The following is an 11,187-nucleotide window of genomic DNA, read 5'->3' on the forward strand; positions in this document are numbered from 1 at the left end:
GCCGGGCCTCGGCCCTGTCCGGCAGGACAGGACCTGGCCCGGACCTAGCCCTCGCCGCCCTCCAGGTCACCCTCCGTCTCCAGGAACGCGGCCTGCAGCTGCGCGATCAGCTCCGGGTCCGGCTGCTCCCACAGCCCGCGGCTCGCCGCCTCCAGCAGGCGCTCGCTGATCCCGTGCAGCGCCCACGGGTTGGCGCCCGCGAGGAACTCCCGGTTGACCGGGTCGAGCACGTACTCCTGGGTCAGCTTCTCGTACATCCAGTCCGCGACCACGCCCGTGGTGGCGTCGTAGCCGAACAGGTAGTCGACGGTCGCGGCCATCTCGAAGGCGCCCTTGTAGCCGTGGCGGCGCATCGCCTCGATCCAGCGCGGGTTGACCACCCGGGCGCGGAAGACGCGGGCGGCCTCCTCGGTGAGGGTCCGGGTGCGGACCGTCTCCGGGCGGGTGGAGTCGCCGATGTAGGCGGTGGGTGCCTTGCCGGTGAGGGCGCGGACGGTGGCCACCATGCCGCCGTGGTACTGGAAGTAGTCGTCCGAGTCGGCGATGTCGTGCTCGCGGGTGTCGGTGTTCTTCGCGGCGACGGTGATCCGCTTGTAGGCGGTCTCCATCTCCTCGCGGGCCGGCCGGCCGTCCAGCCCGCGTCCGTACGCGTAGCCGCCCCAGACCGTGTACACCTCGGCGAGGTCGGCGTCGGTGCGCCAGTCGCGGCTGTCGATCAGCTGGAGCAGGCCCGCGCCGTAGGTGCCCGGGCGGGAGCCGAAGACGCGGACGGTGGCCTTGCGCTCGTCGCCGTGGACCGCCACGTCGGCCTGGACGTGAGCCCGGACGAAGTTGTCCGAGTCGGCTTCCTCCTGGGCGGCGGCCAGGCGCACCGCGTCGTCCAGCAGGGCGACCACGTGCGGGAAGGCGTCGCGGAAGAAACCGGAGATGCGCAGCGTCACGTCGATGCGCGGGCGGCCCAGCTCCTCCAGCGGGATCGGCTCCAGGCCGGTGACCCGGCGGGAGGCGTCGTCCCAGACCGGGCGGACGCCGAGCAGGGCGAACGCCTCGGCGATGTCGTCGCCGGCGGTGCGCATCGCGCTGGTGCCCCAGAGCGAGAGCCCGACCGACGGCGGGTAGGCGCCGTCGTTGTCGGCGGTGTACCGCTCGACCAGCGAGGCGGCGAGCGCCTGGCCGGTCTCCCAGGCGAGCTTGCTGGGGACGGCCTTCGGGTCGACGGAGTAGAAGTTGCGGCCGGTCGGCAGGACGTTGACCAGGCCGCGCAGCGGCGAGCCGGACGGGCCGGCCGGGACGAAGCCGCCCTGCAGCGCGTGCAGCACGGCGTCCAGCTCGTCGGTGGTGGCGGCCAGGCGCGGCACCACCTGGGTGGCGGCGAAGGCCAGCACGTCGTGGACGGCCTCCGGCAGCCCGGCGGCGACCTTCTCGACCGCCTCCGGCGCCCAGTCCTCGGCCTCCATCGCCTCGACCAGGGCGCGGGCCCTGGCCTCGGCCGCGTCGGTGGCGCCGAGGGTCAGCGCCGCCTCGTCCAGGCCGAGCGCCTCGCGCAGGCCGGGCAGCGCGCTGACGCCGCCCCAGATCTGCCGGGCGCGCAGGATGGCGAGCACGATGTTGACCCGGTCGGTGCCGGCCGGCGCCTGGCCGAGGACGTGCAGGCCGTCGCGGATCTGGGCGTCCTTGACCTCGCAGAGCCAGCCGTCGACGTGCAGCAGGAAGTCGTCGAAGCCGTCGTCCTCGGGGCGCTCGTCCAGGCCGAGGTCGTGGTCGAGCTTGGCGGCCTGGATCAGGGTCCAGATCTGGGCGCGGATGGCGGGCAGCTTGGCCGGGTCCATCGCGGCGATGTTGGAGTGCTCGTCCAGCAGCTGCTCCAGGCGCGCGATGTCGCCGTAGGAGTCGGCGCGGGCCATCGGCGGGACGAGGTGGTCGACCAGGGTGGCGTGGGCGCGGCGCTTCGCCTGGGTGCCCTCGCCCGGGTCGTTGACCAGGAAGGGGTAGACCAGCGGGAGGTTGCCGAGGACGGCGTCCGGGCCGCACTCGGCGGACAGCGCGGCGGTCTTGCCGGGCAGCCACTCCAGGTTGCCGTGCTTGCCGAGGTGGATGACGGCGTGGGCGCCGAAGCCGCCGTCCTCCTGCGCCGCCTCGATCCAGCGGTACGCGGCCAGGTAGTGGTGGCTCGGCGGCAGGTCGGGGTCGTGGTAGATCGCGACCGGGTTCTCGCCGAAGCCGCGCGGCGGCTGGATCAGGACGAGCAGGTTCCCGGAGCGGATCGCGGCCAGCACGATGTCGCCGTCCGGGTTCTGCGAGCGGTCGACGTACAGCTCGCCGGGCGCCGGGCCCCAGTGCTCCTCGACCTGCTCGCGCAGCGCCTGCGGGAGGGTGGCGTACCAGCGGCGGTAGTCGGCGGCGGGGATGCGCACCGGGTTGCGGGCCAGCTGGTCCTCGGTGAGCCAGTCCTGGTCGTAGCCGCCGGCCGCGATCAGGGCGTGGATGATCGCGTCGCCCTCGTGGCCCTCCTCGGCCCCGTCGTCCAGGCCGGGCAGCTCGTTCCCGAGGTCCATGCCCTCCTCGCGCAGCCGGTGCAGCAGGCGGACGGCGCTGGCCGGGGTGTCCAGGCCGACGGCGTTGCCGACCCGGGCGTGCTTGGTCGGGTACGCGGAGAGCACCAGCGCGAGGCGGCGCTCGGCGGCCGGGACGTAGCGCAGCCGGGCGTGGCTGACGGCGGTGCCGGCGACGCGGGCGGCGCGCTCCGGGTCGGCGGCGTAGACGGTCAGGCCGTCCTCGTCCAGCTCCTTGAAGGAGAACGGGACGGAGATCAGGCGGCCGTCGAACTCCGGCACGGCGATCTGGGTCGCGGTGTCCAGCGGGGACAGGCCGTCGTCGCTGCTCTCCCACTGGGCGCGTGACCAGGTCAGGCACAGCGCCTGGAGGATCGGGCGGTCCAGGGCGGCGAGCGCGCCCGCGTCCCAGGCCTCCTCGTCGCCGCCGGCCTGGGCGTCGGCGGGGCGGGTGCCGCCGGCGGCGAGCACGGTGGTGACGATCGCGTCGGCCTCGCCGAGCGCGGCCAGCAGCTCGGGCTCGGCGCCGCGCAGCGAGGCGCAGTAGTAGGCCTTCGCCCGTGCGCCCCGGTCCTCGATCGCCTGGCAGAGCGTCTCCACGAAGGCGGTGTTCCCGCTCATGTGGTGGGCGCGGTAGTAGAGCACCGCGACCGTCGGCCGGTCGGCGCCGGGGCCGTCGCCGGTGCGGGCTTCGCGCTCCAGCGGGCCCCAGGCCGGCGCGGACGCGGGCGGGGCGAAGCCGTGGCCGGTGAGCAGCACGGTGTCGGAGAGGAAGGAGCCCAGCTCGGCCAGGTTGGCGGCGCCGCCGTGGGCGAGGTAGGCGTGTGCCTCGGCGGCGATGCCGGCCGGGACGGTGGACAGCTCCATCAGCTGGGCGTCGGGGGCCTGCTCACCGGTCAGCACCACCACCGGGCGGGGGCCGGCCAGCAGCGCGTCCAGGCCCTCCTGCCAGGCGCGGCGTCCGCCGAGCAGGCGGACCACGACGAGTTCGGTGCCCTCCAGCAGCGCGGGCAGGTCGTCGGGGGTGAGCCGGGCCGGGTTGCCGAGCCGGAAGGGCACCGGGCCCTCGGATGCGCGGGCGCTGAGCAGGTCGGTGTCGGACGTCGACAGCAGCAGGATCATGCGAAGGCCCTCCCGGCCTCGTCGGTGGCCGGGCCGGCCGTGGAGCCGGTCGGGGTGGCCCGGACGCGGGCCGGGTCGGCCGTGGAGTCGGCCGCGGCGGCCGTGACTCGGGCCGGGGCCGCCGTGCTGGCGGCCGTGGACGCGTGCGCGGGCATGCGACAGCGCTGGTGCATTTCTGCCTTCCTCGGGGTCCGCGCCCCGGGCCGGTGGAGGACGGCAGGAGTTCCTGGCTCCCGCGGCCGACCGGTTGCCCGGTGAACCGCGGTCACAGTGGCGGGACCGCACCGGGTTTGCACCGGTTTCCTCCCCTGCGCCGTCGCTGGCGTGTGGACGGTCCGCCGGACCGTCCGCCCTGCATCGTACGGGGTACGGCTGACCTGGGGGAGAGTGAGCTTTCGGCCGGGCCCCGGAGGGGGCGGCGCGCGGCCCGGGGGCGGTGGACGTACGGGTCCGGGCCGGTCGGGGCGCTGGTCCGGGCCGGCCGGCAGGCGGCTCGGGGCCGTGCGGTGCGGGCGTCCGGGCCGGTCGGGCACGGCGGCGCCGGGCGCATGCGACGGGTGCGCCGGAGTGTGATGCAGCGGACGGAGGCAACCGATCGGATCATCTGTATGCTCGCCGCCATGCCACCGACACCCGACGCCACCGCGCCGGGCGCCGCCGTGCCCGACCGGGAGGTGCCCGACCGGGGGCGCGCGGACGCCTGCCCCGGGGCGCTTCGCCTGCACCCGGCCGACGACGGCGCCCTGGCCCGGATCCGGCTGCCCGGAGGCCTGCTGACGGATCGTCAGGCACTCGCGCTGGTCGAGGCCGCCGAGGCCCTGGGTGACGGGCAGGTGGAGACCACCTCGCGCGGCAACGTCCAACTGCGGGGCCTGGCTCCGCAGTGCGGGGCGGACCTCGCCGAGCGGCTGCGCGCCGTCGCGCTGCTGCCCTCGGAGACCCACGAGCGGGTCCGCAACATCGTCGCCTCTCCGCTGGCCGGGCTGGATTCCGGCCCGGGCGCCGACGTCCGGGCCTGGGTGCGGGAACTGGACGCGCGGCTGTGCGCGAGCGACTGGGCGGCCGGGCTCTCCGGCAAGTTCCTCTTCGCGCTGGACGACGGGCGGGGCGATGTCGCCGCGCTCGACGCCGATGTGACATTGATCGCAGCCTCGGGGGCCGCGCCGGGAACGCCCGCGCTGCTGCGCCTCGGGCGTTCGGGCCACGGGCACCCGGTCGAGGCCGGGCAGGAGGTGACGGCCGTGCTCGACGCGGCCCGCTCCTTCCTGGACGCGCTGCGCACCAGCGGGCGCCGGGCCTGGCACCTGCGCGAGGTGCCCGACCTGCTGCCCGCCGGCCCGGTGCCGCTGCCCGCCTTCGCCGGTGCGGCGCCCGCCGTCGGCGCGCATCCCGGCGGGCTCTCGGTGGGGCTGCGCTTCGGCCGGGCGAGCGCCGCGCAGTGGCGGGCGCTGGTCGCCGCCGCGGCGGCCTCCGCCGGTGAACTGCGGCTGACGCCCTGGCGCGGCGCGGTCGTGCCCGGAGCGGCCGCCGATCTGCTGCCCGGGCTGGCCGCGGCCGGGTTCCGCACCGAGCCGGGCTCCGCCTGGGAGCGGGCCACGGCCTGCACCGGGTTGCCGGGCTGCGCCAAGTCGCTCGCCGACGTCCGTTCGGACGCGGCCGGGGCGCTGGACGCCGGCCCCGCTGGTGCGCACCCGGGCCCCGGCGCGCTGCCCGTCCACTGGTCGGGCTGTGAACGGCGCTGCGGCCACCCGGCCGGGCGGTGGGTGGACGTGCTCGCCACCGGGCACGGCTACCGGGTGACGGTGAACGGACCGGCGGCCGCCCCCATGGCCGCCGAGGTGACGAACGAGCAGATGGCCGAGGCGGTCGCCGAGGCCAGGAGGACCACGAAGTGATCGAGTACGAGAAGGACGGCGCGTCCATCTACCGCCAGTCCTTTGCCACCATCCGCGCGGAGGCCGATCTGGCCGCCCTCCCGGCGGACGTCTCCCAGGTCGCGGTGCGGATGATCCACGCCTGCGGGATGGTCGACCTGGTCGAGGACCTGGTGTACTCGCCCGGCGTGGTCGCCTCCGCGCGCGCCGCGCTGCACGCCGGTGCGCCGATCCTCTGCGACGTCAACATGGTCGCGAGCGGTGTGACCCGCAAGCGGCTGCCCGCCGACAACGAGGTGATCTGCACCCTCACCGACCCGTCGGTGCCCGAACTCGCCCGAAAGATGGGCAACACCCGCAGCGCCGCCGCCATGGAGCTCTGGCTGCCCCGGCTGGAGGGCGCGGTGGTCGCCGTCGGCAACGCGCCGACCTCGCTGTTCCGGCTGCTGGAGATGATCGAGGCGGGCGCGCCGCGCCCGGCCGCGGTGATCGGCGTCCCGGTCGGCTTCATCGGCGCCGCGGAGTCCAAGCAGGCCCTGGCCGAGCACCCGTCCGGCCTGGAGCACCTGGTGGTGCGGGGCCGGCGCGGCGGCAGTGCGATGGCCGCCGCCGCCGTCAACGCGATTGCGAGCGAAGAAGAATGACGGAACATCAGGAACGTCAGGAGTCTTCGACCGGGCGGCTGTACGGCGTCGGACTCGGCCCCGGCGACCCGTCGCTGGTGACCGTCCGCGCCGCCGAACTCATCGGCAAGGCCGACGTGGTGGCGTACCACAGCGCCCGGCACGGCCGGTCCATCGCGCGCTCGATCGCGGAGCGGTACCTGACGGCCGGTCAGATCGAGGAGAAGCTGGTCTACCCGCTCACCGTGGAGACCACCGACCACCCCGGCGGCTACCGGGGCGCGCTGGACGAGTTCTACGAGGAGGCCGCCGACCGGCTGGCCGCCCACCTGGACGCCGGGCGCGACGTCGTCGTGCTCGCCGAGGGGGACCCGCTCTTCTACGGCTCGTACCAGCACATGCACAAGCGGCTCGCCCACCGCTACCCGACCGAGGTGGTGCCCGGCGTGACCTCGGTCAGCGCCGCGGCGGCCCGGCTCGGACAGCCGCTGACCGAGGCCGAGGAGACGCTCACCGTCATCCCCGGCACGCTGCCCGAGGAGGAGCTGACGGCGCGGATCGCGTCCGCCGACTCCGCCGTGATCATGAAGCTCGGGCGCACCTTCCCGACCGTCCGCCGCGCCCTGGAGCGGGCCGGGCGGCTGGCCGACGCCCAGTACGTCGAGCGGGCCTTCATGGCCGGCGAGCGCATCGCGCCGCTCGCGGAGGTCGACGGCGAGACCGTGCCGTACTTCTCGGTCGCGGTGCTGCCCAGCAAGGTCGCGCCGCTGGAGCCCGAGGTCCGGCTGTCGGAGGGCACGGGCAGCGTGACCGTCGTCGGCACCGGGCCGGCCGGGCCGCTCTGGCTCACCCCCGAGGCGCGCGGCGCGCTGGCCGAGGCCACCGACCTGGTCGGCTACACCACCTACCTGGCCCGGGTGCCGGAGCGCCCGGGGCAGCGGCGGCACGGCTCGGACAACAAGGTGGAGTCGGAGCGCGCCGAGTACGCGCTCGACCTCGCCCGGCGCGGCCACCGGGTCGCGGTGGTCTCCTCCGGCGACCCGGGGGTGTTCGCGATGGCCACCGCCGTGCTGGAGGTCGCCTGCGAGGAGGCCTACCGGGACGTCCCGGTGCGGGTCCTGCCGGGGATGACCGCCGCCCACGCGGCCGCCTCCCGGGCCGGCGCCCCGCTCGGGCACGACTACGCGACGGTGTCGCTCTCGGACCGGCTGAAGCCCTGGGACGCGGTGGCCAAGCGGCTGCGCGCCGCCGCCGAGGCGGACCTGGTGCTCGCCCTCTACAACCCGGGCTCGAAGTCCCGCACCACCCAGGTGGGCCTCGCCCGGGACCTGCTGCTGGAGTACCGGGCGCCCGAGACCCCGGTGGTCATGGCGCGCGACGTCGGCGGGCCGACCGAGCGGGTGCGGATCGTCCGGCTGGGCGAGCTGGACCCGGCGCTGGTCGACATGCGGACGATCCTGCTGATCGGCTCCTCGCAGACCCGGGCGGTCGAGCGGGGCGGCGGCGTGGAGGTCGTCTGGACGCCCCGGCGGTATCCGGAGGCCTGACGGCCGGCGAACGGCGGATGACACATGACAGCCGACAGATTTCATCATCTGTCGGCTGTCATGTGTCTGCCGTCCTCTGTTCTCGTCCCCGCCGACCGTTACCGGGTCGGCTTGGCGACCAGCAGCTCCGTGTTGTGGTCCTCGCCCGCGCCCAGCAGCGCCGTCGGCCGCCCGTTCGGGTCGTTGTACGACAGCTCGCGGTAGAGCGCCGCGAGGTTGGCGTCCGAGGTACTGCCGAAGTCCGTCCCGTACGGCGCGGAGGACTCGATCAACGTGGTGAACAGGGAGAGCGTGCCGTCCCCGTTGTCCACGACCTCGATGACCCGGCCGTGCTGCGGGTAGTCGATGTGCGAGGCGGTGTTGATCTCCCAGAACGCCCGCTCCGGCACCGAGTGGCCGTGCGGCGTGATCTTGTTCATGTGGGTGTGGCCGTTCACCCAGGCGACGACGTTCGGGTAGCGCTGCAGCAGCGTCACCAGCTCGTTGCCGTCGTGCCGCTTCTCGAAGATGTTGCGCGGGTCCGGCAGCAGGTTGCCCATCGAGGTGCTGGTGTGGTGGCTGAAGAGCAGGACCACGTCGTCCGTGCTGCCGCCCGTCACCCGGCGCCCGTCGGCGTCGTACCAGTGCCCGCTGTGCGCCTGCAGCTGCTGCTCCAGCCAGCGCAGCTGCGCGGTGCCGAGCGAACCGTCGGCGAACCCGGCCTGGTTGGTGGTGTCCAGGCTGATGCCGACCACCTTCTCCGAGATGCGGAAGGTGTAGTAGAGCTTGCCGCTGCTCACCATGTCCGAGGTGAAGCCGTGGCCGTACGGGCCGGCGCCGGTGACCGCCGGGTTCAGGTGGGCCTTGGCGAACTCCTTGAGCGTGAACGGCTTCCGGCGCTCGTCCGGGGTGATCCGGCGCACTGCGTCGCCGCTGGCTATCAGCTTGGCGAGCAGGAACACGGCGCCCGCCGGGTCGCGGCGCAGGGAGTCCATCAGCTGGGCGGCGGTCGCGTCGTCGCAGCCCTCCAGCTTGTACTGGCCGGTGTAGAGGTCGTTGAGCAGCCCGAGGTCCGGCAGGGTGCCCTCGATGCTGTCGTCGTGGTTGCCGACCGTGGTGTACCAGGGGGTGCGCAGGCCCGGCGCGTCGAAGGGGCGGCCGGCGGCGGACAGGAAGCCGGGCACCAGCGGGAAGCCCTTGGCCTTGTAACCGTCGGTGTACGAGAGTTCGGGGTTCCAGTAGCCGGCGTTGCCGGAGTTCTGGACCCCTTCGTAGCGGTTCGGGTCGCCGGTGTTCTGGGCCAGTCGTCCGCCACCCATGACCTTGAGGTACCAGTCGAGTTCGGCGAGCTCGTGGTTGTCGGTGTTGTCGCCGGTGGCCATCACCATGCTGAACGGCATGCCGGTGTAGGGGCCGCCGCCGAGCGAGTTGACCCGCTCGACGAGGGCCGACACGCCGCGGGCGTTCAGGGCCTCCTGCGGCCGGTACGCGCTGCCGTTGAACCGGGCCAGGTACTCGAAGCGCACCGGGGACTCGGTGTCGACCAGGTGCAGGTCGCTGAACTGGACGAAGCTGGCCAGCCCGGTGCGGCGGTCGTCCCGGCCGGTGCCGGGCGCCGCCAGTTCGCCGCGCACCACCAGCGGCCAGCCCGGACCGGCCGTCAGCCGCTTGTAGCCGCCGGTGCCGACCGGGGTGGCCACCTGCTCCAGCGTGGTCCCGGTGACCTTGACCGCTCTCGCGGCCGTCGTCGCCAGCGCCTGGTCGCGCGTCGCGGCCGAGGCGAACTGCGCGCCGCCCAGCGACAAGGCCGACCACGCGGCGGCCACCGACGTACCCGTGAGGAACGTACGCCGACTCATCCCTGCCACAAAAACCCCCATACTGATGGCCGGCCGGGCGGACGACCCGTTCACCGACCCACGTGTCATGAACCCGCTTCTGGCGGACCGCCAGATTACTCACTGGTAGGGCATGGGGGCGAGGCCCGTGCAGCGAACACTTCGGGAACGCGGGAGGCCGGCTGCGCGCAGTTTCCGCACGGCTCGCGCACGGCCCGCCGCACGCCTCGCGCGTGACCGGCCGCACGCCTCGCGCGGGGCCTGCCGTTGCGGCTCGCGCACGGCCCGCCGTGCGGCTCCCCGGAGAGCTGCCGCGCGGCTCGCGCAGGTGGTCCGGCGGGTGGCGCCCCGGGTCGTCGTCGGCCACCCCGGTCGGGCCGCGGCCGGGCGAATGGGGGAAAATCGGCGGCGGCGGCCGGTGCGGCCGCCGGAGAGAGCAGGACGGCGCGGGCGCCGTCGGAAGCGAGGCGCAGGTGGCCGCAGCGGCAGCCGAAGGCGGAGCCCGGGCGCAGTCCGGGGCGGGGGGCCGGGCCGGCCAGCTCAAGAGCAGCGGCCTGCGGCACGGCTGGACGACGGGCGCCTGCGCCACCGCGGCCACCAAGGCCGCGTACACCGCGCTGCTCACCGGAGAGTTCCCCGACCCCGTGGTCATCACCCTGCCCAAGGGGCAGCGGCCCGCCTTCGCGCTCGCCGCCGAGCGGCCTGCGGCGGACGGGCGGCCGTACGCCATGGCCGGGGTGGTCAAGGACGCCGGCGACGACCCCGACGTCACCCACGGCGCGCTGATCCGCTCGACCGTCCGGGCCGGAGAGCCCGGGGCCGGGGTGGTGTTCCGGGCCGGACCGGGGGTGGGGACGGTCACCAAGGCGGGCCTGCCGCTGCCCGTCGGGGAGCCCGCGATCAACCCGGTGCCCCGGCAGATGATCCGGGACGCGGTCGCCGAGGTGGCCGCCGAGCACGGCGGCAGCGGGGACGTGGTGGTCGAGATCTCCGTCGACCACGGTGCGGAGATCGCCCGCTCGACCTGGAACCCGCGGCTGGGCATCCTCGGCGGCCTGTCGATCCTCGGCACCACCGGGATCGTCGTCCCCTATTCCTGCTCGGCCTGGATCGACTCGATCCGCCGCGGTGTCGACGTGGCCCGGGCGGCGGGCCGCACGCACGTGGCCGGGTGCACCGGTTCGACGTCGGAGAAGGTCGCGGTCGCGGTGCACGGCCTGCCCGAGGACGCACTGCTGGACATGGGCGACTTCGCCGGAGCCGTGCTGAAGTACCTCAAGCGCCACCCGGTGCCCCGGCTGACCATCGCGGGCGGCTTCGCCAAGCTGTCCAAGCTCGCGGCCGGTCATCTCGACCTGCACTCGGCGCGGTCCCAGGTGGACAAGGGGTACCTGGCCGAACTGGCCCGGCGGGGCGGGGCGGACGAGGCGCTGACGGAGGCGGTGGCGGCGGCCAACACCGGTCTGGAGGCGGTGCAGCTCTGCGGGGCGGCCGGGGTGCCGCTCGGGGACCTGGTCGCCGAGGCGGCCCGGGCGACGGCGCTCGGCGTCCTGCTGGGCTCGCCGGTCGCGGTGGACGTCATCTGCATCGACCGCGCGGGCACCGTCGTCGGCCGGGCCGAGCCGCTGGGGCCGTGACAATGTCACGACTGT

General features: G+C 74.8%; 7 protein-coding genes and 1 riboswitch. Of the genes, 4 read left to right on the forward strand and 3 right to left on the reverse strand.

The features are described from left to right. Nucleotides 1-44: 44 nt before the first annotated feature. Together cobN and ACFV0O_RS17530 are read right to left on the reverse strand one after the other, a co-directional pair. Nucleotides 45-3,674, reverse strand: coding sequence for a cobaltochelatase subunit CobN (cobN, locus tag ACFV0O_RS17525; RefSeq protein WP_380342283.1), 3,630 nt, complete (start codon nucleotides 3,672-3,674; stop codon nucleotides 45-47). Beyond that, the gene (locus tag ACFV0O_RS17530; protein WP_360249964.1) at nucleotides 3,671-3,847 is read right to left on the reverse strand and encodes a hypothetical protein; all 177 of its coding nucleotides are present in this window, start codon (nucleotides 3,845-3,847) and stop codon (nucleotides 3,671-3,673) included. Before ACFV0O_RS17530 ends, cobN begins: the two co-directional genes overlap by 4 nt. 47 nt (nucleotides 3,848-3,894) lie before the next feature. Beyond that, nucleotides 3,895-3,980: riboswitch (cobalamin riboswitch) on the reverse strand. 314 nt (nucleotides 3,981-4,294) lie between these two features. Here ACFV0O_RS17530 and ACFV0O_RS17535 point away from each other — a divergent pair. Genes ACFV0O_RS17535 through ACFV0O_RS17545 form a run of 3 tightly spaced genes read left to right on the forward strand, consistent with a single transcriptional unit; the run spans nucleotide 4,295 to nucleotide 7,718 of the window. Beyond that, nucleotides 4,295-5,569 (forward strand): hypothetical protein, encoded by a 1,275-nt coding sequence (locus ACFV0O_RS17535; protein WP_380342286.1) that lies wholly within the window; start codon nucleotides 4,295-4,297, stop codon nucleotides 5,567-5,569. Beyond that, complete coding sequence (locus ACFV0O_RS17540) at nucleotides 5,566-6,192, forward strand: precorrin-8X methylmutase (RefSeq protein WP_359901678.1); 627 nt, start codon at nucleotides 5,566-5,568, stop codon at nucleotides 6,190-6,192. Before ACFV0O_RS17535 ends, ACFV0O_RS17540 begins: the two co-directional genes overlap by 4 nt. Beyond that, nucleotides 6,189-7,718, forward strand: coding sequence for a precorrin-2 C(20)-methyltransferase (locus ACFV0O_RS17545; protein ID WP_380342289.1), 1,530 nt, complete (start codon nucleotides 6,189-6,191; stop codon nucleotides 7,716-7,718). Before ACFV0O_RS17540 ends, ACFV0O_RS17545 begins: the two co-directional genes overlap by 4 nt. Nucleotides 7,719-7,816: 98 nt before the next feature. Here the strand turns inward: ACFV0O_RS17545 and ACFV0O_RS17550 are convergent, their stop codons facing one another. Then, complete coding sequence (locus ACFV0O_RS17550; protein WP_380342292.1) at nucleotides 7,817-9,556, reverse strand: TIGR03767 family metallophosphoesterase; 1,740 nt, start codon at nucleotides 9,554-9,556, stop codon at nucleotides 7,817-7,819. Nucleotides 9,557-10,008: 452 nt separating this feature from the next. Here ACFV0O_RS17550 and ACFV0O_RS17555 point away from each other — a divergent pair, with 452 nt between their 5' ends. Further along, entirely contained in the window at nucleotides 10,009-11,172 is a 1,164-nt protein-coding gene (locus ACFV0O_RS17555) for a cobalt-precorrin-5B (C(1))-methyltransferase (RefSeq protein ID WP_380342295.1), read from the forward strand. The last annotated feature ends 15 nt before the right edge of the window (nucleotides 11,173-11,187 follow it).

Source organism: Kitasatospora sp. NPDC059577 (assembly GCF_042735475.1).
Taxonomy (GTDB): Bacteria; Actinomycetota; Actinomycetes; order Streptomycetales; family Streptomycetaceae; genus Kitasatospora.